31 protein-coding genes are annotated in these 26,819 nt (G+C 60.8%); 9 read left to right on the top strand and 22 right to left on the bottom strand.

What is annotated here, in order from left to right; genetic code table 11:
- Window positions 1-54: 54 nt before the first annotated feature.
- From MUW49_RS10060 to MUW49_RS10040, 5 genes are all read right to left on the bottom strand, one after another.
- Window positions 55-618, bottom strand: coding sequence for a cob(I)yrinic acid a,c-diamide adenosyltransferase (locus tag MUW49_RS10060; protein WP_244812671.1), 564 nt, complete (start codon window positions 616-618; stop codon window positions 55-57).
- The gene (locus MUW49_RS10055) at window positions 615-845 is read right to left on the bottom strand and encodes a DUF3820 family protein (RefSeq protein WP_039038687.1); all 231 of its coding nucleotides are present in this window, start codon (window positions 843-845) and stop codon (window positions 615-617) included. The genes MUW49_RS10060 and MUW49_RS10055 overlap by 4 nt, the downstream gene beginning before the upstream one ends.
- Before the next feature lies 1 nt (window position 846).
- Window positions 847-1,518, bottom strand: coding sequence for a 7-carboxy-7-deazaguanine synthase QueE (gene queE / locus MUW49_RS10050; RefSeq protein ID WP_010674994.1), 672 nt, complete (start codon window positions 1,516-1,518; stop codon window positions 847-849).
- Between the two features lie 61 nt (window positions 1,519-1,579).
- A complete protein-coding gene (gene queC, locus MUW49_RS10045; protein WP_244812670.1) occupies window positions 1,580-2,287 on the bottom strand; it encodes a 7-cyano-7-deazaguanine synthase QueC in 708 nt (235 codons plus the stop codon).
- A 22-nt stretch (window positions 2,288-2,309) separates the two neighbouring features.
- Entirely contained in the window at window positions 2,310-2,963 is a 654-nt protein-coding gene (locus tag MUW49_RS10040; RefSeq protein ID WP_193758484.1) for a tRNA-uridine aminocarboxypropyltransferase, read from the bottom strand.
- On the opposite strand from MUW49_RS10040, the gene rrtA reads away from it, so the two are divergent.
- Window positions 2,929-3,507: a rhombosortase gene (rrtA, locus tag MUW49_RS10035; protein ID WP_223937785.1), complete on the top strand. Its 579-nt coding sequence runs from the start codon at window positions 2,929-2,931 to the stop codon at window positions 3,505-3,507. The two genes, MUW49_RS10040 and rrtA, sit on opposite strands and share 35 nt — an antisense overlap.
- An 86-nt stretch (window positions 3,508-3,593) precedes the next feature.
- Here the strand turns inward: rrtA and pyrF are convergent, their stop codons facing one another.
- The 6 genes from pyrF to cmk form a co-directional block, all read right to left on the bottom strand.
- Window positions 3,594-4,292, bottom strand: a complete 699-nt coding sequence (gene pyrF, locus MUW49_RS10030) for an orotidine-5'-phosphate decarboxylase (RefSeq protein ID WP_010674998.1) — start codon at window positions 4,290-4,292, stop codon at window positions 3,594-3,596.
- Between the two features lie 121 nt (window positions 4,293-4,413).
- Window positions 4,414-5,580: a lipopolysaccharide assembly protein LapB gene (gene lapB, locus MUW49_RS10025; protein WP_103260269.1), complete on the bottom strand. Its 1,167-nt coding sequence runs from the start codon at window positions 5,578-5,580 to the stop codon at window positions 4,414-4,416.
- Between the two features lie 9 nt (window positions 5,581-5,589).
- On the bottom strand, window positions 5,590-5,874 hold the full coding sequence (locus MUW49_RS10020; protein WP_042016623.1) for a lipopolysaccharide assembly protein LapA domain-containing protein: 285 nt from the start codon (window positions 5,872-5,874) through the stop codon (window positions 5,590-5,592).
- Between the two features lie 156 nt (window positions 5,875-6,030).
- Window positions 6,031-6,315 (bottom strand): integration host factor subunit beta, encoded by a 285-nt coding sequence (gene ihfB / locus MUW49_RS10015; protein ID WP_005299934.1) that lies wholly within the window; start codon window positions 6,313-6,315, stop codon window positions 6,031-6,033.
- 92 nt (window positions 6,316-6,407) lie between these two features.
- Complete coding sequence (rpsA, locus tag MUW49_RS10010; protein WP_010675001.1) at window positions 6,408-8,078, bottom strand: 30S ribosomal protein S1; 1,671 nt, start codon at window positions 8,076-8,078, stop codon at window positions 6,408-6,410.
- A 93-nt stretch (window positions 8,079-8,171) separates the two neighbouring features.
- Entirely contained in the window at window positions 8,172-8,864 is a 693-nt protein-coding gene (gene cmk, locus MUW49_RS10005) for a (d)CMP kinase (RefSeq protein ID WP_041215039.1), read from the bottom strand.
- Window positions 8,865-9,127: 263 nt separating this feature from the next.
- Between cmk and ribA the strand changes: the two genes are divergently transcribed.
- Window positions 9,128-9,721 carry a GTP cyclohydrolase II gene (gene ribA, locus MUW49_RS10000; RefSeq protein ID WP_010675003.1) on the top strand — a complete coding sequence of 198 codons (594 nt, stop codon included), beginning with the start codon at window positions 9,128-9,130 and terminating at the stop codon, window positions 9,719-9,721.
- A 66-nt stretch (window positions 9,722-9,787) separates the two neighbouring features.
- Here ribA and MUW49_RS09995 read toward each other — a convergent pair whose 3' ends face one another.
- The gene (locus MUW49_RS09995) at window positions 9,788-10,690 is read right to left on the bottom strand and encodes a LysR family transcriptional regulator (protein ID WP_010675004.1); all 903 of its coding nucleotides are present in this window, start codon (window positions 10,688-10,690) and stop codon (window positions 9,788-9,790) included.
- 93 nt (window positions 10,691-10,783) lie between these two features.
- On the opposite strand from MUW49_RS09995, the gene MUW49_RS09990 reads away from it, so the two are divergent.
- Window positions 10,784-12,037, top strand: a complete 1,254-nt coding sequence (locus MUW49_RS09990; protein WP_244812669.1) for an MFS transporter — start codon at window positions 10,784-10,786, stop codon at window positions 12,035-12,037.
- Here MUW49_RS09990 and MUW49_RS09985 read toward each other — a convergent pair.
- The 5 genes from MUW49_RS09985 to MUW49_RS09965 form a co-directional block, all read right to left on the bottom strand.
- Window positions 12,022-12,576 (bottom strand): VOC family protein, encoded by a 555-nt coding sequence (locus tag MUW49_RS09985; RefSeq protein ID WP_244812668.1) that lies wholly within the window; start codon window positions 12,574-12,576, stop codon window positions 12,022-12,024. The two genes, MUW49_RS09990 and MUW49_RS09985, sit on opposite strands and share 16 nt — an antisense overlap.
- Window positions 12,570-13,334 (bottom strand): DNA repair protein, encoded by a 765-nt coding sequence (locus MUW49_RS09980; RefSeq protein ID WP_210538191.1) that lies wholly within the window; start codon window positions 13,332-13,334, stop codon window positions 12,570-12,572. Before MUW49_RS09980 ends, MUW49_RS09985 begins: the two co-directional genes overlap by 7 nt.
- Before the next feature lie 153 nt (window positions 13,335-13,487).
- The gene (gene nfsA, locus MUW49_RS09975) at window positions 13,488-14,213 is read right to left on the bottom strand and encodes an oxygen-insensitive NADPH nitroreductase (protein WP_103858887.1); all 726 of its coding nucleotides are present in this window, start codon (window positions 14,211-14,213) and stop codon (window positions 13,488-13,490) included.
- 67 nt (window positions 14,214-14,280) lie between these two features.
- The gene (locus MUW49_RS09970; protein ID WP_113070138.1) at window positions 14,281-15,843 is read right to left on the bottom strand and encodes an AbgT family transporter; all 1,563 of its coding nucleotides are present in this window, start codon (window positions 15,841-15,843) and stop codon (window positions 14,281-14,283) included.
- Between the two features lie 154 nt (window positions 15,844-15,997).
- A complete protein-coding gene (locus MUW49_RS09965) occupies window positions 15,998-17,938 on the bottom strand; it encodes an EAL domain-containing protein (RefSeq protein ID WP_113978782.1) in 1,941 nt (646 codons plus the stop codon).
- Window positions 17,939-18,086: 148 nt separating this feature from the next.
- Between MUW49_RS09965 and MUW49_RS09960 the strand changes: the two genes are divergently transcribed.
- The 4 genes from MUW49_RS09960 (at window position 18,087) to MUW49_RS09945 (ending at window position 21,370) form a co-directional block, all read left to right on the top strand.
- Window positions 18,087-18,809 (top strand): DUF2982 domain-containing protein, encoded by a 723-nt coding sequence (locus tag MUW49_RS09960; RefSeq protein ID WP_275058586.1) that lies wholly within the window; start codon window positions 18,087-18,089, stop codon window positions 18,807-18,809.
- A gap of 83 nt (window positions 18,810-18,892) precedes the next feature.
- Complete coding sequence (locus MUW49_RS09955; protein ID WP_113978772.1) at window positions 18,893-19,837, top strand: LysR family transcriptional regulator; 945 nt, start codon at window positions 18,893-18,895, stop codon at window positions 19,835-19,837.
- Window positions 19,838-19,883: 46 nt separating this feature from the next.
- The gene (locus MUW49_RS09950; RefSeq protein ID WP_161470303.1) at window positions 19,884-20,906 is read left to right on the top strand and encodes a response regulator; all 1,023 of its coding nucleotides are present in this window, start codon (window positions 19,884-19,886) and stop codon (window positions 20,904-20,906) included.
- Window positions 20,907-20,938: 32 nt separating this feature from the next.
- The gene (locus MUW49_RS09945; RefSeq protein WP_010675014.1) at window positions 20,939-21,370 is read left to right on the top strand and encodes a PAS domain-containing protein; all 432 of its coding nucleotides are present in this window, start codon (window positions 20,939-20,941) and stop codon (window positions 21,368-21,370) included.
- Window positions 21,371-21,433: 63 nt separating this feature from the next.
- Here the strand turns inward: MUW49_RS09945 and ltaE are convergent, their stop codons facing one another.
- From ltaE to MUW49_RS09930, 3 genes are all read right to left on the bottom strand, one after another.
- The gene (gene ltaE / locus MUW49_RS09940; protein WP_113070137.1) at window positions 21,434-22,450 is read right to left on the bottom strand and encodes a low-specificity L-threonine aldolase; all 1,017 of its coding nucleotides are present in this window, start codon (window positions 22,448-22,450) and stop codon (window positions 21,434-21,436) included.
- 86 nt (window positions 22,451-22,536) lie between these two features.
- Window positions 22,537-23,244 (bottom strand): short-chain dehydrogenase, encoded by a 708-nt coding sequence (locus MUW49_RS09935; RefSeq protein ID WP_244812667.1) that lies wholly within the window; start codon window positions 23,242-23,244, stop codon window positions 22,537-22,539.
- 75 nt (window positions 23,245-23,319) lie between these two features.
- Complete coding sequence (locus MUW49_RS09930) at window positions 23,320-23,727, bottom strand: transcriptional regulator (RefSeq protein ID WP_039038703.1); 408 nt, start codon at window positions 23,725-23,727, stop codon at window positions 23,320-23,322.
- Window positions 23,728-23,893: 166 nt separating this feature from the next.
- On the opposite strand from MUW49_RS09930, the gene MUW49_RS09925 reads away from it, so the two are divergent.
- On the top strand, window positions 23,894-24,793 hold the full coding sequence (locus tag MUW49_RS09925) for an aldo/keto reductase family oxidoreductase (RefSeq protein ID WP_200163641.1): 900 nt from the start codon (window positions 23,894-23,896) through the stop codon (window positions 24,791-24,793).
- Between the two features lie 69 nt (window positions 24,794-24,862).
- On the opposite strand, the gene MUW49_RS09920 is transcribed toward MUW49_RS09925, so the two are convergent.
- On the bottom strand, window positions 24,863-25,141 hold the full coding sequence (locus tag MUW49_RS09920) for an RNA-binding protein (RefSeq protein WP_029314670.1): 279 nt from the start codon (window positions 25,139-25,141) through the stop codon (window positions 24,863-24,865).
- A 212-nt stretch (window positions 25,142-25,353) separates the two neighbouring features.
- Complete coding sequence (locus MUW49_RS09915; protein WP_039038705.1) at window positions 25,354-25,896, bottom strand: hypothetical protein; 543 nt, start codon at window positions 25,894-25,896, stop codon at window positions 25,354-25,356.
- A 174-nt stretch (window positions 25,897-26,070) separates the two neighbouring features.
- Between MUW49_RS09915 and mepA the strand changes: the two genes are divergently transcribed.
- Window positions 26,071-26,814 (top strand): penicillin-insensitive murein endopeptidase, encoded by a 744-nt coding sequence (gene mepA, locus MUW49_RS09910; RefSeq protein ID WP_128296954.1) that lies wholly within the window; start codon window positions 26,071-26,073, stop codon window positions 26,812-26,814.
- The last annotated feature ends 5 nt before the right edge of the window (window positions 26,815-26,819 follow it).

The following is a 26,819-nucleotide window of genomic DNA, read 5'->3' as shown; positions in this document are numbered from 1 at the left end:
GCAATAAAAAAACCTCGCAAGGCGAGGTTTTTTTATTGCCGCTTCGAGCAGTTGTCAGCCTCTGTCAGCCACCTTGACCCAGAGGATCTCCGGGGTGCCTGACGATACCAGCAAGTATCGGGCGATGGTGAAAAACCAGTCGCTCAGCCGGTTGAGATAGGGCAAAACAGCCGGATTCACCCGCTCTACGCGGCTCAACCCAAGCAGCAGGCGCTCGCAGCGACGGGTCAGGGTACGCACCACATGTGCCTGGGCCGCCGCCCGCGAACCGCTCGGCAAAATAAAATTGCGCAGCACCGGCAACCCGGCACTGTAGGCATCGATCTGTTGCTCGAGCCTGTTCGTCCAAGCCTCGTTCACCTGCCACAGCGCATCCGTTTGCGATTCACTGGAAAATGCCAGCTCCCCGCCCAGATCAAACAGCTCCTGCTGCAACAATATGAGATCGGCCAGGAGAGTCGTCTCCCCGGCGGGTATTTCAGCCATCAACAAGCCTATTTGGGAATTCAGCTCGTCGATGGCGCCATAGGTCTCGACACGTTTATCGTCTTTGGCCAGGGAAGTGCCATCGGCCAGTCGCGTGAGCCCCTTGTCCCCTTGCCTTGTATATATTCTCATTCTGACATCCTGTTAATAATGGGAATAATCATGGACTCGAGTCCATTGAGCTTTATCTCGTAGGCCAGTGCCAGAGACTGGCCCAAGGTACCGGCCGGAAAACCGCTTCGCGCCATCCATACCAGATAGGGCTCGGGAATATCGATGATGCGCCGCCCCTTGTATTTTCCGTAAGGCATCTTGCTGGCCAGCGTCAGCAAGATGCGCTCATCGCTGAGTCCATCCATATCAATCGATATTCAGGTATTTATGGGTCTGGATGGAGAGTCGCCAGTTACGGGCGATGCAGGTCGCCATGGCCAGCTCCGTGGCCCTGGCTTTCTGGCTGATGGGTTGCAACGCAATCATCACATCGGGGCGCAGCCGGGCGGTGGCCAGCAGGGCATCCAGCTCCTCGATATGGTGCTCGGTGGCCACCGGATGCTTGATCTCGTTGGCCCGCTCCAGTGCAGAGACCAGCACCGGCAACCCACCCTTCATGCCGATCTTGGGGGAAACAGTCACCCAGGTCTGCTCATGGGTCAGCACCTCGCTGGTCCCGCTGGTTTCGATCTGCACCTGATAACCCGATGCCACCAGGGCCGAAGAGAGCTCGCGCAAGTCGTAGAGGCAGGGCTCACCACCGGTCAACACCACGTGACGGGCCCGGTAACCGAGCCGGGTAAAGCTGGCCAGAATATCTTCCGTGCTCATCTTGCTCCAGCCGTCGGACTCATTGGAACGATCGAGCACCTCGCCAGGGGCCACCTCACGCTCGGGGTCCACCACCCAGGTGTGGCGGGTATCGCACCAGGGGCAGCCCACCGGGCAGCCCTGAAGGCGAACGAAGATGGCGGGCAGGCCGGTAAATACCCCCTCCCCCTGGATGGTCTGGAAGATCTCGTTGATTGGATAGTGCATCTTGGTCACGACTTGCTGCAAAAGGGGCGGATTATACCCCAAACCCGGGCTAGGCACAGGCTCAGGATCCGCTTTTCTCGCCCAGTCCGCTCTTCTCGTAAAGTCTGGCACGGATGCCGATCTTGTCAGCCAGATAGTGATCCAGGCCACGGCGACGCAGCTCGCAGGCAGGACAGGCCCCGCAACCATCTCCCTGGACACCGTTGTAGCAAGTGAGCGTCTGGTGACGCACGGTATCGAGGTGACCGTAATGATCCGCCAGCGCCCAGGTTTCGGCCTTGTCGAGCCACATCAGGGGGGTTTCGAAGCGGATGGGGCGATCCAGCCCCAGGGAGACCGCCTGATTGAGCGCCTTGACGAAGTCGTCGCGGCAATCGGGATAGCCGGAAAAGTCGGTCTCGCACACCCCGGTGATCACCGCTTCGGCGCCCATCTGATAGGCATAGATGGCCGCCAGGGTCAGGAACAGGATGTTGCGTCCCGGCACGAAGGTGTTGGGCAGGCCGTTCTCCTGAAGCTCGAAGCTCACCGGTATGTCGTCCCGGGTCAGCGCAGAGATGGCCAGCTCCCCGAGCATGGTCACATCCATTACCTTGTGGGCGGCGATCCCGAGCGCCGCCGCCAGATGGCGGGCGGTGTCAATCTCCGCCCGGTGGCGCTGGCCGTAATCGAAGGTGATGGCATGCACTTCGTCATAGCGGGCCTGTGCCTGCACCAGACAGGTGGTGCTGTCCTGCCCGCCACTGAAGACCACGACGGCTTTTTTCATGTTTTTCACTCCTCTGGGCAACTCAACGGCGGCGGCCTTGTGCAAAGTCATGCCACTGCCGGTTCAAATGGGTAAACAGGGTCATCAGCGGGGCGAAGCGCTCAGGCTCTCCTTCCCACCGGGACAACAGATGGTAGCCCGCTTCCAGGGTGGACAGCGCCTCCTCAAAGGGCTTCTTGCGAATGGAATATTGTCCGGCAATGGCGCCGAGGGTGATCCGCGGCAACCCGAGCAGTGCAGGCGAGCTGTGCAACATGCGATAGGCTTTGCGCCAGGTACCATCGAGGAGGATGAAGTGGGCTCGCACGGTGCGTCCACGCCTCAGGAGATGCTCCCTTGCCTGTATCAGGGTCAGGGCCTCCTCATCGGGCCACAGCACGTAGCACTGGACAGCGGGGTCGGCAAGCAGGGCATTGAGCCCTTCGTCGTCGGAAAAGTCCTCTCCCACATGGATGCGCACATCGGTCAGGGACGCCGCCAGCAACGCAGCCGTCCCCTTGGGGTGACCTACTTCGGCAGGGTGTTGCAGAATATGGAGCGCAGCCAGGTTCGGCACCCGCTGAATATAATCGCACAGGCACGCTTTGAGGGCCCGGGTACAGCGTGTACAGTATCGGCTCTCTTTGTCGTTGGGCTGCTTCATGTTGTCAGGAAAATCGGGTCTGCTCTGGGTCATCGCGCTTTCGCTCGTCACTGCCTTGCTCTTTTTCACCGTGCCAAATCATCAGCTCGCCTTCGATCGCGACCTGATCGCCCAGGGCGAAGGGTGGCGCATCATAACAGGCAATCTGGCACACACCAATGGATGGCACCTGCTGCTCAACCTGAGCGGTCTGGCCGTGCTCTACAGCCTGTTTCAGGAGTACCTGACGGGATGGCGCCTGCCCGTGCTGTTGCTGCTGCTGGGAACGGCGGTCGGACTCGGCATCTGGTGGGGCTGCCCGCAAACCCAGTGGTACATGGGACTCTCCGGCCTGCTGCACGGCTTGTTCGTATGGGGTGCCATGCAGGACATCCGCTTTCGCCGTCACTCCGGCTGGCTGATGCTGGCGGGCGTCGCCATCAAGCTCGGTGTGGACTTTTACAGTGCCGGCGAGAGCCCTGTCTCCGCCTTGATCGGTGCCAGGGTGCACATCGAGTCACACTTCATCGGCGCACTCGCCGGCCTGCTGCTCGGCCTCTTCCCCATTCGTCTGGACACCCAGGCCGTCCACTCCTGAACTCCCTATAGGCAGGGCCAGCCCACGGCCAAAATGCAGCAGGCCGGATCTGGGATCCGGCCTGCGCTCATTCGCCCATTACGCCGTTACCGGCAAAGCTCGGCATTGATCGCCCCAAGCACGGCGGCGGGATCCGAGGACTGGGTGATAGGACGGCCGATCACCAGATAATCCGCCCCCGCCTCCACCGCTGCCAGCGGCGTCATGACGCGGCGCTGATCACCGGCAGCCGATCCGCTCGGACGAATGCCCGGCGTCACCAGCTTGAATTCGGCTCCCAGCAGCCCCTTCAGCACACTCGCCTCTTCCGCGGAGCAGACCACACCATCCAGCCCGGCCGCCTTGGCAAGGGTGGCCAGGCGGATCACCTGTTCTGCCGGCGTCACATCCAGACCCAGGGGCGCCATGTCGGACTGCTCCATGCTGGTCAGCACGGTTACCCCGATGAGCAGGGGCGCCTTGTCCCCGTATGGCAGCAACGCCTCTCTGGCGGCACGCATCATGCGTTCGCCACCGCTGGCATGGACATTCACCATCCAGACGCCCAGCTCCGCACTGGCCGCCACCGCCTTGGCGACGGTGTTGGGAATGTCGTGAAATTTCAGATCCAGGAAGACGTCGAACCCCTTGGCCACCAGTTGACGAACGAACTGGGGACCAAACAGGGTAAACATCTCCTTGCCTACTTTGAGGCGGCACTGGGCCGGTGAGATCTGCTCAATGAAGGCAAAGGCGTCGGCTTCGTGCTGATAATCCAGCGCGACCAGTACTTTGGGGTCTTGCATGTCACTTCCTATGGATTGTTATGCCACAGCCAGGCGCAGCAGAGCCGGGGCCCGGTTGCACGCTGGCATCTGAAATTCTTGGGTATCCGTGCTCGCCCGGGCGTGTTGGCCTCGCTGGCGTTTACTCCCCATCCAGCCCTCGGATCGGCTTGATGGTGCCCCACTGCCGGCAGGAAGGGCATTGCCAGAACAGCGAATGGGTGGCAAAGCCGCACTGACGGCACTTGTGGGTCGACTTGATCTTGATCTGCTCACCGACCAACTGTTGCAGCAGCTCCAGGCTCTCCTTGGCAGGCCCCTCCTCGGCACTGGCCAACTGGAAACCGACCAGCTGATAAAACCCCTTCATGGAGGGGTGGCGACGCAGTTGGCGCAGCACCAGCGCACGGGCCTGACTCAACCCATCGCGGGCCTCCACCAGATTGGCCAGCGCCAGGGTCACGCTGACCCCCGCATGATCCTCTACCGCTTTTTCAAGCAGCGGGATCAGCTCCTGGCTGCGACCAAGCTGGCGATAGCAATCAAGCAGTTTTGGCATGGCTTCGGAGGCAAAGTCGATGTCCTGCTCGAACACCCGCAGGAGCTCCTTGGCCGCATCCTCGAACCTGCCCTCCTCCATCGCCAGATCGGCCAGCCGCAAGCTGGCGCGGGCACAGGCCGGGTGGGCACCGAGCGCACGCTTGAGCTTGGCGATCCCCGCAGGCTTGTCGCCATCGCGCAAGGCACTCTCCGCCTGTTCGCAATAGAAGTGGGAAATGGGCTCGGCCAGCTTCTTGCCCTGGAATTTCTGCAGACGCACCGCCACGGCGATGGCATTGTCCCAGTCACGCAACTGCTGATGAATGATCAGGAGCTGTGCCAGAGCCGTCTCTTCGAAATCGCTGTCATCACACAGCTCTTTCCAGAGTGCTTCGGCCCGATCGAGCAAGCCGGCAGCCAGAAAGTCACGGGCCAGCTCCTGCAAGGCAAGCTGACGCTGCTCACGGGTCAGCTGACGGGCGACCAGGTTCTGGTGGATCTTGATGGCGCGATCGACCTCGCCCCGTTGACGGAACAGGTTGCCGAGGGAGAGGTGGGTTTCGATGGTTTCGCTGTCGACTTCCAGCAGCTGGATAAAGAGATCCACCGCCTTGTCCGACTCGTCAGAGAGCAAATAGTTGAGGCCCGCCACGTACTGACGGGAAAACTGGTTACTCTGTTGCTGGGTGTCCTGGCGAACACTCCTGCGGCCCATGTACCAGCCATAACCGGCGGCGATGGGCAACAGCAGGAAAAGCAGTTCAAGCATTGAGGGACATTATTCCTTGGCTGTCGACCGGGCAAGCTCCAACTCGCGAGATTGACGACGCATGGTTCGGTTCAGGGTGCGATTTTGCAGTTTGAGACGCAGGAACAGCAGGCCAAACACCAGCCAGCCCAGCAGAAAGCCGCCGGCGAAGAAGAACCCCAACAACATGGAGAGCGAGAACTCCCCCTGGGCGATCAAGTAGTTGAACTGCACCAGCTGACCATTTTGAGAACCGATGGCAAGGGTCAGGACAAACACCAGCACCAGTGGAATGAGGGCCAAGATACGCTTCATGGGAGCTCCCTGTCTGTAGCGAATGAGTGACTGATTATCCTTAAAATCACAGGCAGACTCTAGCGCGAATGGGAAAAGAGTGTGAGAAACCCGACAACGGGCAGACTCCAGAACATAAAAATAAAAAAGGCATACTCAGGTATGCCGTTTTCTGCATTATTCGATGATGTTGACGCGTTCGCGCAACTCTTTGCCAGGTTTGAAGTGCGGGACATATTTCCCGGTCAGTTCAACCTTGTCCCCGGTCTTGGGGTTGCGACCCACGCGGGGCGCACGATAGTGCAGCGAGAAACTGCCAAATCCTCGGATTTCAATCCGGTCGCCGTTTTGCAAGGTCGATGCCATCTGCTCAAGGATCTCCTTGATTGCGGCTTCGACATCCTTGGCCGGCATATGCATGCGGCTGGCTGCCAGTTGTTCGATGAGATCTGATTTGGTCATAAGGTTAAATCTCCTTCCCCGATCACATGCAATAATCATTTTGCCAAGATAAAAAAGGGCGGCGCAATGCCGCCCTTTTCTTGCATCAAGGATTACTCACCCTTGGCGGCTTTGAACGCTTCCATCATGGCATTGCTGAACACAACTTCTTCTTGTTGGTTCAGGCTGTCGATGGCGACACGCTCGTCAGCCTCGTCCTTGGCACGGACAGACAGGCTCACGGTGCGGTTCTTGCGATCAACGCCCATGAATTTGGCTTCAACTTCGTCACCAACAGACAGCACCAGAGTGGCGTCTTCTACGCGGTCACGAGCAGCGTCGGAGGCACGCAGGTAGCCTTCTACGCCGTCAGCCAGTTCGATCACGGCACCCTTGGCATCAACCTCGGTAACCTTGCCCTTCACAATAGCACCTTTCTTGTTGTCAGACAGGTACTTATTGAACGGGTCTTCTTCGATCTGCTTGACGCCCAGGGAGATGCGCTCACGCTCCGGGTCCACTTGCAGAACAACGGCTTCGATCTCGTCGCCCTTCTTGAATTCACGCACGGCTTCTTCGCCCTGGTTGTTCCAGGAGATGTCAGACAGGTGAACCAGGCCGTCGATGCCGCCATCCAGACCGATGAAGATACCGAAGTCAGTGATGGACTTGATCTTGCCGGAAACACGGTCGCCCTTGGCGTGAGTTTCGGCAAACAGCTGCCACGGGTTGGATTTGCACTGCTTCAGACCCAGGGAGATACGACGACGCTCTTCGTCGATGTCCAGAACCATCACGTCAACCACGTCACCAACGTTAACAACCTTGGACGGGTGGATGTTCTTGTTGGTCCAATCCATCTCGGATACGTGTACCAGGCCTTCAACGCCTTCTTCGATTTCAACGAAGCAGCCGTAGTCGGTCAGGTTGGTCACGCGGCCAGACAGACGGGTGGTCTCCGGGTAACGCTTGGCGATAGCAACCCAGGGATCTTCGCCCAGCTGCTTCAGGCCCAGGGATACACGGGTACGCTCGCGGTCGAACTTCAGAACCTTGACAGCGATCTCGTCGCCAACGTTGACGATTTCGGAAGGATGCTTAACGCGCTTCCACGCCATGTCGGTGATGTGCAGCAGGCCGTCAACACCGCCCAGATCTACGAATGCACCGTAGTCGGTCAGGTTCTTGACGATACCCTTAACTTCTTGACCTTCTTGCAGGTTGGCCAGCAGGCTTTCACGCTCGGAGGTGTTCTCGGTCTCGATCACGGCACGACGGGAAACAACAACGTTGTTGCGCTTCTGGTCCAGCTTGATGACTTTGAACTCGAGTTCTTTGTTTTCCAGGTGAGCGGTGTCACGGATCGGACGCACGTCAACCAGAGAACCCGGCAGGAAGGCACGGATGCCGTTCAGTTCAACGGTGAAACCACCCTTGACCTTGCCGTTGATGATACCGATAACGGTAGCTTGCTCTTCGTAAGCTTTTTCAAGCTGCAGCCAGGCTTCGTGGCGCTTGGCTTTTTCGCGGGACAGCTTGGTTTCGCCGAAACCATCTTCGATAGAGTCCAGAGCCACGTCAACGGAGTCACCTACGTTGATTTCCAGCTCGCCCATGGCGTTCTTGAATTCTTCAGCCGGGATAGCAGACTCGGATTTCAGACCGGCATCAACCAGTACGAAACCGTTCTCGATAGCAACGACAGTGCCCTTGACGATGGAACCTTGACGGGTTTCAACGGCGTTCAGGGACTCTTCAAAGAGTTGAGCAAAAGATTCGATCATTGTTTATGTCACAAATGAAACATCCACTTGCAATCCGGCACAAGCGGGGTTGTTTTAAATTATCTGCGCCATCCTTGGTGCAGACGACTGACATCAGTTTGCGCTGACATCACCAAGTTGTTGCTCTGCATAGGCAAGCACCGTTGCCAGCACTTCATCTATGGTCATGGACGTTGAGTCTACAACAAGAGCATCTTCCGCGGGTTTCAGGGGAGCGACGGCGCGATTTCTGTCGCGATCGTCACGTTCCCGAATCTCGGTTAAAAGACGCTCAAAGTTAACATCAAAGCCCTTATCTTGCAACTGCTTATAGCGGCGCTGGGCCCGCTCCTCGGCGCTGGCGTCGAGGAAAATCTTCACATCCGCCTCGGGGAAAACCACTGTACCCATGTCGCGACCGTCGGCGATGAGACCGGGGGCTTGGCGAAATGCTCGCTGGCGACGCAGCAGGGCTTCACGTACCCGGGGAAACGCCGCGATTTTGCTGGCCGCGTTGCCCACTTCTTCAGTACGAATGGTGCGGGAAACATCCTCCCCTTCGAGGATCACCTTGACCAGCTCCCCTTCTACCTGGAATTGCACATCCAGATTGGCGGCCAGGGGAACCAATGCGGCTTCGGAATCGAGCTCCACATCGTGATGCAGGGCTGCCAGGGAGAGCACCCGGTAGATGGCACCGGAATCGAGCAGGTGCCAGCCCAGTTTTTCAGCCAGCAACTGGCACAAGGTGCCTTTTCCTGCTCCACTTGGGCCATCAATAGTCATCACGGGGGCCATCTGAGCCATAACGTTTCTCCTGCGCACTCGGCATCTTGACTGGTTGCACACATCCCTGTCGGGATGGGTTAATGGGCGCCGATTATACCCGAATGCGCCGTCGCTGGCAGTTGTCAGGGCACACAATTGCGCAAAAGTCGTCGTGATTGTACCTATTCTGACCAATCGGGTTAACCCACTTCTCACGCAAGGTTTTGTTCTTATGGTTGTTCCGGACAATGCGCGCTAAACTGGCCGCCCTTTTTTAAGCAGCTGTAGTCAGGAGCAACCATATGAGCAGCGTTACCCTCGTGGCCAAATCCAAGTTGCCGACCCCCTGGGGCACTTTCACGCTGGTTGGTTTTCAGGAAACCGGCACGGGCAAGGATCATGCCGCGCTGGTGATGGGCGATATCGCAGACGGCGAACCCGTGCTGGGACGCATTCATTCCGAGTGTCTGACCGGGGATGCCCTGTTCAGTCTGCGTTGTGACTGCGGCTTCCAATTGCAGGCCGCGCTGGAAAACATCGCCAAGGCGGGCCGCGGCGTCCTGCTGTATGTCCGTCAGGAAGGGCGAGGCATCGGCTTGCTCAACAAGATCCGGGCCTATCATCTGCAGGATCAGGGGGCCGATACCGTGGAGGCCAACGTGGCGCTTGGCTTTGCCGCCGACATGCGCGACTACACCATCTGTGCCGACATGCTCAAGGCGCTCGAGGTCAAGTCCCTGCGCCTGATGACCAACAACCCGCGCAAGTTGAAGGCGATGGAATCCTTTGGCATCCCGGTGGCGGAGCGCGTGCCCCTTCAGGAAGGTCGCAATCCCCACAACGAGTTTTATCTCTCCACCAAGGCAAACAAGCTGGATCACCTGTTCAAGAAGTAAGGTTGCATCCACCTTGTCAGCATACGCCTCCAGATTGGAGGCGTTTTTATTGGTGATACCACTCAATCATTGAGTATCTGTAGCGCAATGGTGAGAAACATCCCCTTGTGCCAGCAAAAAATCCCGCAATGCCCGGTTCGCCATGGAGAGCGGATCCCCCCGTCGCCAGGCTACGCAGAGATCAAGGAAGATGGGGGGTGAAAAAGGGATGCCGGTGAGGGCCGGCTCCTCTTCCAGCGCCATGCGCAGGAAGGTGGTCACGGCGAATCCCTGACGCACCACCGCCTTGAGCAGCGGGATGAGATTGCTTTCGAACGCGATGTCAGGCTCTACCCCCAGCCCCTGCGCCAACACCTCCATGTGTTCCCTGTGGTAGAAGCCTCGCCGGAACATGGCGAGCTCCTGGCCGAAGAACTGTGGCAGCGAGACCGACTCAGCGCCGCGCAGGGGGTGCTCCTCCCCCACCACCATCAGCATCTCTTCCCGCAGCAGTTGCGCCCCCTCGAGGGCCGGTGGCAGATCGCTGGTGATGAGGATGGCGAGATCCAGACTGCCATCCACCATGCGGCTGAGCAGCTCCCGGGTGCCCGCCTCCTCCACCCGGATCTTCAAGCCGGGGTAGCGATGCTTGAACGCCATCAGGATTGGCGGGAAGTAATAAGAGCCCATCATGTAGGGGATGCCGATGCGCACCTCCCCCCGCTCCAGCCCCTTGAGCTCGGCCATCTCGGCCTCGGCCTGGTGCATCTGGCGCAGCAGCCGTTCGGCGTGGCGACAGAGGACCTCTCCCTCCGGGGTGAGGCGCACGCTGCGGTCCTGCCGGTCAAACAGCCGCAGATCGAGCTGCTGCTCCAGCTTGGCGATGGCCATGCTGACGGCAGGCTGGGCCACGTTCAGCCCCTGGGCCGCCCTGGTGAAGGAGCCGGCATCGCGCACCGCCAGCAGGTATCCGAGCTGTTTCAGATCCATATCAATTTCATTTATCAGGGTGATAACTTAAATATATTATATTTATACGTTTCGTCGCACTACCCTGCACAAAAGTCGTCGGGACAACTCCATATGATCGAAGTAGGCAGTCGCGAATGGATACGCGCCACCCTGGCCCTCAGCCTGGGCTCCTTCCTGGTATTCCTCAACCTCTACCAGACCCATCCCCTGCTGCCGCTCCTGGCAGAGGTCTTCTCCGTCAGCGCCCTGTCCGCCAGCTGGACGCTGGCAGGCTGCACCGCAGGGCTTGCAGGCTCCCTGCTCGTCTGTGCCCGTCTGGCTGATCGGTTCGGACGGCGGCGGATCATGCTGTGGACCCTGGCGGCCGCCATCCTGCTCTCCCTGTGCATCCCCTGGGTCACCCACTTTGATGTGCTGGTGAGCCTGCGCATCCTGCAAGGCGTCCTGCTGGCAGGTCTCCCCGCCACCGCCATTGCCTACATGGGGGAAGAGTTCAGCAAACGTGCCCTGATCGTAGCCGTCGGCGTCTATATCGCGGCCAACTCCCTGGGGGGCATTGCGGGCCGGGTGGTCGGCGGTCTTCTGGCTGGCTGGTTTGGTGACTGGCAGCACACCTTCCTCGGTATCGGGATCATCAGCCTCGCCCTGCTGCCACTGGTCATCTGGCTGCTGCCCGCCCAGCGCTGCTTCGTGGCCGTGGAGGCAGCGCCTGGGCAACTGCACCACGCCATCCAGAGTCACCTTGGCAACCCCTTGCTGGTGGGGGCCTATCTCATCGGCGGCCTCAACTTCATGGTCTTCCTGAACCAGTACAGCTATCTCACCTTCCTGCTGGCCAAGGCCCCCTTCTCCCTGCCGACCCAGTGGCTCGGTATGCTGTTTCTGACCTACCTCACCGGCACCGTCGCCTCTTCACTGAGCGGCCGCGGGGCCCATCGCTGGGGAGCACATCGTCTGCTGCTGGCGGGAATAACCTTGATGGCACTCGGCAGCCTGGCCCTGTTGCAGGGGAGCCTTGTCGCCATCATCGGGGGATTGCTTGTCTCGAGCTTTGGCTTCTTCCTCGCCCACGCCTGTGCCAGCGCCTGGGTCGGCCAGCACGTGGAGCACAACCGGGCGCTCGCCTCATCGCTCTATCTGGTGGGGTATTACCTGGGAGCCAGTCTGGGTGGGCTTTATCTGCACCCCTTCTGGGAGCAAGGGGGGCTCTGGGGTCTGGTGCTCGGCATCGAGCTGGTGTTGATGATCACCGCGGGGTTGAGCCTCTGGCTCGGTCACTTGAAAGGACGTGTGGCGCCAGCTTGTGCGTTGACGCCACAGGGTCAGGCTCCCGTCAACGGGCCCTCCCCTCACAGACCGTCATAATAGTCCGCCGGTACCGGCACCACGGCGCCGGTGCAGAGCTCTTCGTCGATCACCTCATCAAGCGGGCGCAGATGAAACTTGATCTGCCCAGAGGGCAGCATCAATCCTATATCCGGATTGCGTCCGTCATCGATGTTGCCGCTCTTGAAGGGGACATCGGGATGCGTCGCCACCAAGGCCGTGAGCGAGGGCACCACCAGCTCGATATGTTCGAGCCCGGCCTGATGGCTTCTACCCGCCTTGGGGGCGGCCAGTTCGATGCAGGGGACGGTCACCTGCTCCCAGCAGACAGGCTGGTGCAAGCGATAGGTGGCGATGGGACGACCGCCTATCATCCCCTCCACCAGCAAGACTCCGTGGGCGGCCAGCACCGCTTTCAACTCCAGATATTCCGGCAGGGTGGCGGCGCGGTAGCAGAGGTGATCCACCACGGGGGAGTCATTGACTCCCATGACGGCACGCATTTCCGTGAGCAGTTGGCAAACAAATGGGGCCATGGGCCCCAGTGTGGAATCCAGGGGATGTGACATGATCACCATTTCTTCTTCGGTTGGAACAGGACGTCCAGTTCGTCCGTCTCTTTGTCCTTGATGTTTTGCAGCTCCTTCTCGCTGTGCTGCTGCAGGTGTTCTTCCAGCTGGCGCATCCCCTGACGCATGTCCTCTTCCCGCGCCAGCAGGTAGGGATCCTTGTCGGTGACATTGGCCAGCACCCCCAGTCCCTTGGTGTAGAGCTGGCGGCAGGTGCCGTACTGCCCCTGGATCTGAGCATCCATGGCCCGCTTGAGCAGGTTGGCGATGTTGATCTTGAGCTGCATCAGCTCGAGGCGGCGATCCTCCTGGGCAAAGCCCTGAGGATCTATCTTGCCCTTGTTGTGCTCGACCCGCAGCACGGCCCGCATCTTCTTGGCCAGTTGCAGCATCTGGATGGCCTGGCGGTCGGACTCCGGCGTCTTGAAATGTCCCTCGTCCTGGCTGCTGTAGTTCTCCTGCACGTTCTTGATCTGGAGCTGGACATCGGCGATGCGCTGCTTGACCTGTGCATTGGGCATCACCAGCGCGATGGCGCGGTAGGCATCCAGGATCCGGTGTTGCAACAGCAGCACCATGTTTTTGGAAAAGGGCACCAGGTTGACGTTCAGCAACACCTCTTCGGTCTCGTCTGCCACCGCCTTGTGACGGGCAATGGCCTGGCGCTTGTCCGATTCGGCCTTCTGCTTGTATTGCTGCACCACGTTATAGGCGATGACCAGAAACAGGAGTGCGCCGATTGACAGCAATATCAGGGTTAAAATCATAGGGTGTTCACACTCCAGTCCCAATCCAATTGCGAGATCCTACAACAGCTTAGCCTCATAGGGTAGCGCCCAGATCCCGTATTGCCTCACAAGAACGCTCCCAGGCGGTGACCGCATCCGGTGCGTCTTGCTCCATATCGCCCGCCGCCCCCATTACTTGAGGCAAAAACCCTTCGACTGCAGGAATCCCAGCATGAAGGGCCTCGCCTCCTTGCCCAGGATCCCCCTGATCTGCCCGCTCCAGGTCTGATCCTTGTTGTTGCTGCTGCGGGCCTGGTAGTAGTCGTGGATCTGCCGATCATATTGGGCCAGCAGGGCGCGATCGAGCGTCTCTGGATAGCGGTTCTCGTGCACCACCAGCGCCCGGGGCAGCCGCGGTTTTTGCTCCGGCCGCTGGGCGGGATGACCCAGGCAGAGGCCAAACAGCGGGATCACCTGATGGGGCAGACCCAGCACCTCGCTCACCTTGGCCGGATTGTTGCGAATGCCGCCGATATAGACCCCCCCCAGCCCAAGTGACTGGGCCGCCAGCAAGGCATTTTGCGCCATCAGGGCGCCGTCGATGGCCCCGATCATGAGCTGCTCCACGAAGCCGGTGCGGGCCTCCGGCACTATCTGGCTGTGACGATGGTAGTCGGCGCAAAACACCAGAAACTCCGCCGCTTCGACCACATAGGCCTGATGGCCGGCCAGCTCCGCCAGGGTGGCCCGCAGCCCCTTGTCGGTGACCCGGATGATGCTGTTGGCCTGGAGGAAGCTGGAGCTCGCGGCGCTCTGAGCGGCGCTCAGGATCTGATCCAGCTGCTCTGCGCTGACGGGCTCTGGGGTGAACTGGCGAATGGAGCGATGGGAAAGAATGAGATCGATGGTCGGGTTCATGGTACCTCCGGAATGAAGGTCACACTCTACCCAAAAAAAGCGGGGGGCCCAAGGCCCCCCGTCACCCTCAAGGGGCAGGATAGACATAGGGGGCCTGCAACCCAAGCGGGAACCCCAGCGCCCAGTAGAGCAGCAGGAAGCCCGTCCAGCTCACCAGGAAGGCCAGGGAGTAAGGCAGCATCATGGAGACCAGGGTGCCGATGCCTGTGCTCTTCACATACTGCTGGCAATAGACCACCACCAGGGGGAAGAAGACCATCAGCGGGGTGATGATGTTGGAGGCGGAATCCCCCACCCGATACGCGGCCTGAGTCAGCTCGGGCGAGATCCCCACCGCCATCAGCATGGGCACCAGGATGGGGCTGATGAGGGCCCACTTGGCGGAGGCCGAGCCCACCACCAGGTTGACAGTGGCCGTCAGCAGTATGATGCCGACGATGGTCACCTCTCCCGGCAACGCCAGGGCGTGAAGCACCTCGGCACCGGAGAGCGCCAGCAGGGTACCGAGGTTGGAATCCCCGAACGCCTTGATGAAGAGGGCGCAGAAGAAGGCCATCACCATGTAGGAGCCCATCTTGTTCATGGTGGCCGACATGGCGTCGATCACATCCTTGCCGCTCTTGAAGCTGCCGGCGACAAAGCCATAGACGATCCCGGGCAGGATGAAGAGCAGGAAGATGAGGGGCACGATGGACTTCATCACCGGCGCGGCGAAGGTGGTGAGGGAACCGTCCGGTGCCCTCATCGGCGAGTCGCCGGGGGCCAGCGCCAGCCCCAGCAGCACCACGGCCGCCAGCATGGCGAACCCGGCCCAGTTGAAGGCCCGGCTCTCCTGGGCGCTGTAACGACCCATCTCGTCGGCGCTCTCCAGATCCTCGTTGAGAGGCACTTGCTTGAGGCGCGGCTCGACAATCTTCTCGGTGACAAACCAGCCCACGCAGATGATCAGCAAGGAAGAGGCGCCGGTGAACATGATGTTGCACAGGGTGTTGACCATGTAGTCAGGGTCGAACAACTGGGCTGCAGACTGGGTGAACCCCTGAAGCAGCGCATCCCCGCCTGAGGGCAGAAAGTTGGCGGCAAACCCGCCGGAGACCCCGGCAAAGGCCGCGGCAATCCCCGCCAGCGGGTGGCGACCCGCCGCATGGAAGATGATGCCGCCAATGGGGATCACCAGCACATAGCCCGCATCGGCGGCGGTATGGCTGACGATGGCCACCAGGATCAGCATGGGGGTCAGAAAGCGCGCCGGCGTCACCTTGAGCAGCTTCTTGAGCCCGGTGTTGATGAAACCGGACTGCTCAGCCACCCCGACCCCCAGCATGGCCACCAGCACGATGCCAAGAGGAGCAAACCCGGTGAACGTGGTGACCATGCTGGCGAGAAAGTCCGCCAGCCCTGCCCCGGTCAACAGGTTGTTGATGACCACGGCCTCTCCGGTGCGGGGATTGACCAGATCGAAGGAGAACTGGGAACCTATCCAGGAGCCGACCCAGACGATCAGCAAGGCATAGAGGAAGAGCATGGCGGGATCCGGCAGCTTGTTGCCCGCCTTCTCGACCCCGTTCAGAAAGCGGTTCAACCAGCCGTTGGGAGGGGCCGGACGCTCGTTCACTGCAGCTTGACTCATTATGGTGATACTCCATTACCAAGGAATGAGCGCGCATACTAGCGATAACGTCTAATGGATCCCATGATATGAGACAAAAATTCGATTAATTATGTTTAATTTGGCATCTCGCACTTCATAAATGGGAGATGCCGCACATTTATCGACAACTTGCTCAATGGTTTGCGAGGGGGTAGCGACCCAGTCGGCACTGTACAGCGAACCCCGCCGCCGCCACCTCTTCCGGGGTCATGGGACGGCTGAACAGGAACCCCTGGAAGACATGGCAACCCTGGGTCTGCAGGGCCGCGAGCTCGTGCTCCTCCTCCACCCCTTCCGCCAGGATCCCGAGCCCCAGACTGGTGGCCATGGCCACCGTCGCCCGGATCACCGGCAGGTTGAGTCCCACCACGAAGGAGCGGTCCAGCTTGATGGTGTCGATGGGCAACCGGTTGAGGTAGGCCAGGGAGGAGTAGCCCGTCCCGAAGTCGTCGATGGCGATCTTGATCCCCTGCTCGCTCAGGGCGTCGAGGATCTCGATGCACCCCTTCATGTCGAGCATCAGCACCGTTTCGGTCAGCTCCAGGGTCAGCAGCGCCGCCTCCACCGAGAATACCTCGAGCAGTTGGGCCACCAGCTCCGGCAAACTGGCAGAGAGCTGGAAGCCCGAGAGATTGACCGACACCGGCACCCTCACCCCGTCCTGTCGCTGCCACTCCCCCATCTGGGCCAATGCGGTGGAAAGCACCCAGCTTCCGATTTCCCGGATGAGCCCCATCTCTTCGGCCAGCGGAATGAACTCCGCCGGCGACACATGGCCGAGCACGGGATTGTACCAGCGTACCAGGGCCTCGAAACCGATGACCCGACCTTGCGCCACATCCACCTGGGGCTGATAGCGCAGGCTGAGCTCCCCCCGACCAACGGCCTTGGCCAGAAACTGCTTCAGGGTCAGCTTGCGATGCAGGCTTTGCTGCATGCTGGGGGTGAAGCGCTGCCAGCGAAGCCGCCCCATCTGCTTGGCCTGGTACATGGCCATGTCGGCACGGGTGATGAGGTTGTCGCCGTCATCCGCGTCGTCCGGGTAGATGGCGATGCCGATGCTGCCGCCGATAGTGACCTCGGGGACACCGCTCAGCTGCAGTGGCTTGCTCATCTGGGAGAGCATGAGATCCGCCACCTCCTGGGCCCGATCGCTCGCCTGGTTGAGAGGCACCAGGGCGGTGAACTCGTCCCCGCCAAGGCGCGCCAGCTCCACGTCCCGCGGGCAGATCTGCTTGAGCCGTCCGGCGACCCGCTCCAGCAGGCGATCCCCTGCCTTGTGGCCGTAGTTGTCATTGACCAGCTTGAAGTTGTCCAGATCCATGAACACCAGGGCAAAGCGCCCCCCGAGGCCGCAATAGGCTTCCAGGGATTTCATCAGGCCGTAGCGGTTGAGCAGCCCGGTGAGGGAGTCGTGCCAGGCCAGGTGGCGATGCTCCAGCTCTTCGAGCTTGCGATCCGTGATGTCCCGCATGGTCAGCAGGATCCGTGCCCCCTGCTGGATATGGCGAAACTGGTACTGGAACCAGCGCATCCCCTTCTGGGTGCGACACTCCCCTTCGGCCACCACTTCGTCCAGACGGGAGAGGCGACGATAGAAGGCGTCGTCCGCACCGGAGAAGATCTGGGGCAGCGTCAGAATGCCGGTGCCAAAGCACATGTCGAAGTGATGGTTGCCGCTCTCGAGGCGCCCCTCGTTGTCAAAGAGACAGGCCAGGGTGTCGCCGGTGGCGAGGGAGGACTCCTGATAGAGGGTGTCGGCATCGATGACCGCTTCCGCCATCATCATCTGCCGTCCGGCAAGCTGGATCCCGGAAAGACGCAGATAGACCTGCTTCTTGACCCCCTTGGGCGAGAGGGTCCACCACTCGTTGTAACTGCGCTCCTGCTGGAAATCACCGAGATAGCGCTGCAGCAGCAGATCGATGGCGGCGGCCATGTCGGCGGAGAAATCCCGGGACTTCAGCTCGGCCAGGGAGCTCGCCTCCCAGAGCCCGAGGGCAGCATCGTTGGCCCAGTAAATATGATGACGCTGGATGTCATAGACCCAGACAGGCGTGTGGAGGACATCCATCACGGTGAGCAGGCGTTCGTCTAGCGTATTCATGTTGAGTGATGATTCATGCTGAAAGCTCATGGTCGAACCAGTCGCTTGCGCCCCCTGACAGGAGCATTCACGCTGGTACAAAATCCGTTCCGGCCCATAATCGGATAACAAACGGATGAAAAAAGGCCGAAATCATATGAAAACGCTACATGTGATCCCCATGGTACGAAGAAATGGACTCACACTGGTATTGTTGGGCATGGTGATAACCATTGCTATGATTTTTATACTTTTTTTTCTTCGTGAACAACTACTAATCCCCGCCATTTCCCTCCTCCTGGCGGGCCTGATGACAATTCTTGTCGGGGTTTGGAAACTGGGCGAGCCTCATTTTAGTCTCTCTTTGTGTCAGGACTGCCTGCAATACCATCACAAGTACGGCGGCTGGATCCTGAAATGGAGAAATATTCAGCGAATTGACCAACCACGTATCCATTTGGGGTGGGATCTGGTGGAGCTGCCCTACATCGGCTTGAAAATAAAGGATTACGACGCTTTTTTGACGCTGATCACACCCCGGCTCGCCGTCCGTCTGCTGACCGAGCAGCGCGCCGTGCTGATGCAGGCCATGCGAAGCGAGCGCTCCGACTGCCCGACCGGAGGGTGCGGCAGTGGGCTCCTGGGAGAGGGACTGCTGGAGGAGAGCCGCTTCTGCTCACCCTCCGGCCAGCGCTATGAGGGGGTGATCGCCATGCTCGGCAACCGCATGGCACGGCTGCGTGATCTGTTGGGGTACGATCTGCTGGTGCCCGACAACAGCCTGGACAGATCCCCGGAAGATTTCGTCCATCTGCTCCAGCAATACCAGCGCGAGTCGAATCTAATCCAGATCAATTAAACGCCGGATTGCGCTTGCCAAGCCCGGTGACTCTTCATAAGGTCACTGGCTTGTTACAGCCAGAACACCCCCTAAAACCGCTTATGAAGTACATCGAAGAGTTCTATCTGTTCGTCAAGGTGGTGCAAGAGGGCGGTTTCTCCCACGCCGCCGCTGCGCTGGGCATGCCGACCGGCACCATCAGTCGACGTATCTCCCAACTGGAAGAGCAGCTCGGATGCAGCCTGCTGCACAGATCCACCCGCAAGCTGCGTCTCACGGACGAAGGGCTGCGCTATTACGAGCGCCTCTGTACCCCCCTTGCGGAAATAGAGCAGGCCACCGGCGAAATTCGGGGTGAGGAGACGGACATCAGCGGCCTCATCCGCCTCGCGGCCCCCATCGCCCTCTCCAACACCATCCTGGTCGACATGCTGGTGGACTTCGGCCTGCGCTATCCCGGGGTACAATTCGACATCCGCCAGTCCAACGACCATGCCCTCCAGGCAGATCAGGACAGGGACCTGGTCTTTTTCAACGGCGAGCTCCCCCAGACCCTGCCCAACGCCCTCTGTCTGGGTCACATCCAGTACGGTCTGTTCGCCTCCCCCCTCTATCTGGAGAAGATGGGTGTGCCCTCCCACCCGACCCAGCTGGAAGAGCACGATCTCATCTACTGCTGGCCCCACCAGCACTGGCAACTGAGCGGGCGGGACGAACAGACGATCTGCATCAAGCGCACTCCCCGCCTTTGCATCGACCAGACCCAGGCCGCCGTGCGGGCAGCCCAGCGCCACCTCGGCATCGTCAACGCCCCGCAGCACTATGTGCACCCCTTCCTGCAAGATGGTCAGCTCGTCCCCGTCCTGCCGGACTGGCAGTCGGGAAAACGTCCCTTCTACATGCTCCATTGTCAGCCCCGGTTCACCCCGTTGCGTGTTAAGATGTTCGCCGATTTCGTCGAGAAGCACTCTGAGCGCTATCGTACCCGCCAGCAGAACGATCAATTTTCACCGGCGCAGCCGCTGCCCGTTGCATCTGACGGCTGATGACCCACACTTAGCGCAATCCTCGTTACACAGGTCGGCTAACACTATGAATGTATTGATATGTGATGACTCCGGGTTCGCGCGCAAACAGCTGGTGCGCGCCCTGCCCGCCGATTGGGGTGTCACCTTGCACCAGGCCGCGGACGGACTGGAAGGGGTCGAGCAGATCCTGATGGGGCACGGGGACCTGATCTTTCTCGATCTCACCATGCCGGAGATGGACGGTTATGGCGTGCTCGAGACCCTCAAGCGAGAGGGGGTGCGCAGCAAGGTGATCGTGGTTTCCGGCGACATCCAGCCGGAAGCCTATGAGCGTGTCATGGCTCTTGGCGCCCTCGATTTCATCAAGAAGCCGGCTTCCCCGGACACCCTCCTTGCCTTGCTCAAGCGCCACGGTCTGTGGCAATCAGCCACCCAGGTGACGGCCATCCAGCACCAGCCCGTCGCCAGCCACCAGGCTGCCCAGAGCAGCATCCAGTTCACCCCCGAGCTGCGGGATGTCTATCAGGAGCTGGCCAACGTCGCCATGGGCCAGGGGGCGGATCTGCTGGCCCGCCTGCTCGGCGCCTTCGTGCTGCTCCCCATCCCCAACGTCAACGTGCTGGAGGTCTCCGAGCTGCACATGGCGCTCTCGGCCGCCGCCGAGTCGGAGACGCTCTCTGCGGTCTGTCAGGGCTTCATCGGGGCCGGGATCGCCGGGGAGGCCCTGCTGCTGTTCCACGATGCCAGCTTCCAGGACCTGGCCCGCCTGATGAACCATCAGGGGGAGCTGGATCACGGCGCCGAGCTGGAACTGCTGATGGACACCGCCAACGTGCTGATTGGCGCCTTCTTGCGCGGCTATGCCAACCAGCTCGACACCCCTTTTAGCCAGGGTCACCCCGTGGTGCTGGGCCAGCACAGGCCCATTCAGGATCTCATTCGGACCAACCAGAGCCGCTGGCGCCGCACTCTGGCCATCGAGATCAACTATCGGGTGCAGGGCTATGCGGTGCAGTGCGATCTCTTGCTGCTGTTTACCGAAGATTCCATCGCCACCATGAACAACAAGATCATGCACATGCTCTGACCGCCCCGCGGCAGCAACCACCAGGAGTGACCATGGACATTCGGGAGTTTCATTGGCTGATGAACATCGTCCAGAATCTGGACGTGGGGCTGGTCGTGCTCGACAGGGAGTACCGGATTCAGGTGTGGAACGGCTTCATGGAGAGTCACAGCGGCCGGCTGGCAGGCGAAGTGCGCGATCAGGGGCTGTTCTCGCTCTTCCCCGATGTGGACAAGACCTGGTTCGAGCGCAAGGCCAACATGGTGTTCAAGCTCAACAACCGTGCCTTCAGCACCTGGGAGCAGCGCCCCTACCTGTTGCGCTTCTCCAACTACCGCCCCATCACGGGATCGGCCCCCTACATGTACCAGAACCTGACCCTGGTGCCGCTGGCCGACTTCGCCGGAGAGGTCACCCACCTGGCCATCATGATATATGACGCCACCGACGAGGCCATGCTGATCACCGGCCAGCGCCAGGGATGACCGACCCTGCCATGACAACAAGGGCGCCCGATGGCGCCCTTGTTGTTGCGATGGGGAATGGCGTCAACCACTCAGGTACTCGGTGAAGGCGTCGATCACCTCGTCGATGTCATCGTCGGTGATCTGCAGATGGGTCACCAGCCTGAGCTCCCCGTAGCCGGAGAAGAGAATACCGCGCTCCTTCATGAAACCCAGCAAGGTGGCGGGATCTCCCTGGGTCAGGCGCAGGAATACCATGTTGGTCTGCACCTCCCCCATGTTGAGTGTGATGCCTGGCAACGCGGCCAGCCCCTCTGCCAGACGCCTGGCGCGGCGATGATCATCCGCCAGCCGGGCAACGTGCTGATCCAGCGCGAACAGGGCGGCCTGGGCCAGGATCCCTCCCTGGCGCATGCCGCCCCCCAGCATCTTGCGCAGCCGTCTGGCGCGGGCGATGAACGCAGCCGATCCCACCAGCAGGGAACCCACCGGTGCCCCCAGTCCCTTGGAGAGGCAGACAGAGATGCTGTCAAAAGGCGCCGCGATGGCGGCCACCGGTTCCCCGCTCGCCACCACCGCATTGAAGAGGCGAGCCCCGTCCAGGTGCAGCTTCAACCCCTTCTCGTCGACGAATTCGCGCATGGCGCGCAGGTAGGTCAATGGCAGCACCTTGCCGTTATGGGTATTTTCCAGGCAGACGAGGCGCGTCTGGACGAAATGGGGATCATCGGGAGCGATGGCCCCCCGCACATCCTCGATGGCCAGAGTGCCGTCCGCCTGCATGGGGACCGATTGCAGGGCCACCGAGCCCAGCACGGCAGAGCCCTGGGCCTCGTAGCGATAGATGTGGGAAGCCGCCCCCAGCACGGCTCCTTCCCCACGCTGGCAGTGACTCATCATGGCCAGCAGGTTGGACATGGTGCCGGAGGGCACGAACAGAGCCGCCTCCTTGCCAAGCAGTTCGGCGCCGCGGCGCTCCAGCGCATTGATGCTGGGATCTTCCCCATAGACATCGTCTCCCACCTCGGCATGCAGCATGCTCTGGCGCATGGCTTCCGTGGGTTGGGTCACGGTATCACTTCGTAAATCGATATAGCGCATGTCATCCTCCTGATGCAGGACGATGACATTAACCAGCCGACACCCGGCTGGCAAGAAACGGCAAGCGGGAATGTGAGCCCGGCGGCTCACCAGGGCAGCGACTGACCCTGCAGATCCACGAAACGGCCCGAGTGCGCGGGCGTCAGTGTGGCCATCAGATCCAGCAGGCGGACGGCGACCTCGGCGGGGTCCTGCAGCAAGGTGGGATCCATCTCCTGAAGAAAAGGTTGCTGCATGGGGGTATTCATGAGGCCGGGATGCACGGTGATGACACCGGCGCCGGGAAAACGTCCTGCCCACTCACCCGCCAGGATCCGGGATCCCATGTTGAGGGCGGCCTTGCTCATGCGGTAGCTGTAGTGGCACATGGCCTCCTCGCCCCCCTTCTCCAGGCTTCCCGCCCGATCCGAGAGAGTGCAGAGCCAGAGCGTGCTCTGGGACATCATGCGCCGGCTGAGGTTGGCACCAAGGGCCAGGTGGGGCCAGGCATTGGCCAGCAGACTCTCTTCGAGCCATTGGGGGGTCACCTCCTCCACCCGCCGCTCCGGCATGTGGGCAAGATCGTGCAGCAGGCCTATGGTGTTGATCACCACTGTGGGCAGGGAGTCCCCGTCATAGAGGGTGAACAGGGCCTCGAAGGAGAGCGGGTCCACCTCCTGCAGCGGAAAGTAGCAGGCGGGATCCAGCCCCCTGGGCAGTTGCCTGCCCGCCAGCAACCACTCTTCGCCCCGTCTGGCCAGCTCCCGTGCCAGCGCACTGCCCAACCCGCCACTGCCCAGGATCAGATAGCTCATCTGCGTGTCCTTGGATTTGATCACTGCTTAGAGGGTATCAGAAGAATGGCGGACTGCCGGGAACACTCGTCAGGCTCAGGCCTCGGCCAGATGGCGCCCAAACTCCCGCGCCCGGGCCAGGTCCAGAAAACCGTCCGCCTGCTTGTGGCTGCGCAGGAACTGATAATAGGCGAGCAGGGTCACCAGTTGCTCCTCGTCCGGCATGGGCTTTCCCGGACGGGTCTCCTGCACCAGCGCCCCCGCCGCCGCCAGCGCGTCCCTGTCCACCACCTCGGCCTGACGATAGAGATACCCGCAACCGGTGGCGAGCCACTCCAGCGAGCAGTTGGCCCCCATGGCAATCTGGTTCGCCTTGCCAAGGCCGGGCTCGGCCCCTTTCAGATACTTGCGGATCAGGGCTTCACTCAACCCCACCTTGCGGGCAAAAGCGCTCACGCTCCCCTCCCCGATCAGGCTTTGCAGCCTGGCGGCAAATCCTTCCATCACCCCTTCTCCTCTCACTGACACCGGGAGCTTGACCCGTCGGAGTCAGAACCATAGTTCGAATTCGCGAAGGGGGCATTATTGCCTTGTCCGCCGGAAGAGACCAAGATGCTGGCACATGATTTTGCCCCTTTGTTTTCGCATTGTTATCTCCAGAGGAGTCACCATGTCCGTATCCCGTCTAGCCCTGCACGAGCAAGGCCCCACCTTCTCCCGCCTCATCATGGGCTACTGGCGCCTGATGGAGTGGCAGCTTTCCCCCGCCGCCCTGCTGGACCTGATGAAATATCACCTTGATCTCGGGGTCACCACCATCGATCACGCCGACATCTACGGTGGCTACCAGTGCGAGGAGGCCTTCGGCCATGCCCTGCGCCTGGAACCCTCCCTGCGCGATCGGATGGAGATCGTCAGCAAGTGCGGCATCGCCCTCACCGCCAATCCGGCCCACGCCCTGAATCACTACAACACCGGCAAGGGACACATCGTCGCCAGTGCCGAAGCCTCCTTGCAAAAGCTCGGCACCGATTATCTGGATCTGTTGCTGATCCATCGCCCCGACCCCCTGATGAACGCCGACGAGGTGGCCGACGCCTTCATCACCCTCAAGCAGGCAGGCAAGATCAAGCACGCCGGGGTCTCCAACTTCACGCCCCATCAATTCGCCCTGCTGCAATCCCGCCTGCCCTTCCCCCTGGTCACCAACCAGCTGGAGATCTCCCCGCTCCATCAGGAGGGGACGCTGGATGGTGCCCTGGATCAATGCCAGCAACTGCGCATCAAGCCCATGGCCTGGTCCTGCCTTGGCGGCGGGCGGCTGTTCCATGCCCCCGACTATGTCCCGCTGCGAGCGGAACTCGAGCAGATCCGCCAGGAGGTGGGCGCCGACTGTCTGGAGCAGGTGGTCTACGCCTGGGTGATGATGCTGCCGAGTCAGCCGCTGCCCCTCATCGGCTCCGGCAAACGGGAGCGGATCGCCGCCGCCGTGGCAGCCGAGTCCATTGAGCTCACTCGCCAGCAGTGGTTCCGCATCCGCAAGGCCGCTCTGGGTTATGACGTTCCCTGAGTCTGCACCAGACCCTGAAAACAAAAACGGCATGGAGGATTCCATGCCGTTTTCCGTTATCGAGACGATTCAACGATGGCGCTGGGGGCGACCACGGGGTGCATCCGTCTTCGGTTTGGCCTGATTGACCGTGATGGTGCGGCCGCCGACCTCGGTGCCGTGCAACTCGGCGATGGCCTTCTCGGCCTCACCATTGACCGGCATTTCAATGAAACCAAACCCCTTGGACTGACCGGTATCGCGGTCGATGATGATATCGACCTTGTCTACCTGCCCAAATTGGCTGAACACGGTTGTCAGTTCGTCGGCCGTCATCCGGTACGACAGATTACCTACGTAAATCTTCATGCCATCCACTCTCGATTCAAGGTGCCTTATCTATGCATCCACCGACCTGGGAGTAAGGGCACAACCCCCCTGCCGGACCAGCCACGGCATCATGCCATGGCACTTCCAGCTTCGTATCCCAAGTCCTTGATCTCTTGGGTTATCAGAGCAGGAAAGATCAAATCGAATCAGAGGCAGTATCTGAGCATTGGGATGAATTGTCGAGAAAATAGTCAGAGTGGGTGCAGTTCGGCCAGCAATGTGCCGAGGGCACGACGCCCATGCCAGGCACGTTTGAACCCGAATCGATAGACCCCGGGGGCCACTTCGTGAGTCCCTTCCCGGGACAACCCGAGCAGGCTGGTGGCCGTCGCCAGGGTCACCTCATCCAGCCCGAGATCCAGGCTGAAATCGAGCCACTGGCCATCGTGTCCCACCTTGCGATCCCGCTCCATGCCCACCAGCACGGCCCTGGGCAGCGCCAACGCCCGGTCTTCGCCACCATTGAGCAGATAGAGATGGCGTTCATCCCAGGCAAGCTCCGCCAGACGCCAGCGCTGCCAGTTGCGCGGCAACACCATCATCACCAGCACGATACCGCCAAAGACCACCCCGACCCAGGGCAGCAGGCCCATGTCGGGATATCCCAGCCAGAGGGCGGCCACCACAGTGGCGAGACTCGCCAGCAACAGGCAGATCATCACCCCGTAAAACCGCCGGGCCGGGGGCATCAGCCAGCGCACGTTCTCTTGCGCTGCCAGCTCACTGACTCTCATCTTCTCTTCTCCTTCTGTGATGCGAACGGCCTTGCCGTCGCTGCGTTGCCGCGCATTGTGCGCGAGCGACGCGCCGCGATGCAACCGCCACCGCGACACGGATGACGGCCAGCCGCCACTCTTGGTATGCTTGGGGCTGTCTGAGCCCGCACTGGGCGCCATCCCGGGAGTCCCATGTTCGCCACCGCCCTGCTCTTGTCCGCGAGCACACTCTATGCCGAGGCCATCGGCGGCTACTCCGCCGGCTGCCTGAAAAATGCCGTGGCCCTGCCCCTCGAAGGTCCTGGTTATCAGGTGATCCGCACCAAACGGCTGCGCTATTACGGTCACCCCGACCTCATCCATTACCTGCAGCATCTGGCCAACCAGACCAGACTGGCCGGCATGCCGGATCTCTATATCGCAGACCTCGCCATGATGCACGGGGGACCCTTTACCTCAGGTCATCGCAGCCACCAAACCGGCCTGGATGCCGACATATGGTTCAGGATGGCTGACAGGCCCATCAGCCGCTGGGAGCAGGATGCCCCCAGGGAGTGGGCGCTGATCGACGAACCCAGCTACCGGATACTGCCCGGCCGATTCGGCCCCAGGCAACTCAATCTGCTGCGCCTTGCGGCTGATCGCCCCGAGGTGGCGCGCATCTTCGTCAACCCCGTCATCAAGGCCGAGGTGTGCAAACAGGCACCCGGTGAAGCCTGGGTCGGCAAGCTGCGCCCCTGGGTCGGCCACTTCAGCCACTTTCACGTGCGCCTGCGCTGCCCGGCAAACAGTCCGGACTGCCAGCCCCAGGCTCCCATTCCCCCTGGCAATGGCTGTGGGGAGGAGCTGGCCTCCTGGCTCAAGGACAAACCCCAGCTGCCCAAGGTGTCGATGAGCTACCGCGCCCCCCTGTTACCCAGGCGTTGTGAGGGCTGACCACA

The organism is Aeromonas sp. LsrichE-8G (genome assembly GCF_022869435.1).
Classification (GTDB): domain Bacteria; phylum Pseudomonadota; class Gammaproteobacteria; order Enterobacterales; family Aeromonadaceae; genus Aeromonas; species Aeromonas caviae.
This window is presented reverse-complemented; position numbering and strand designations above follow the sequence as displayed.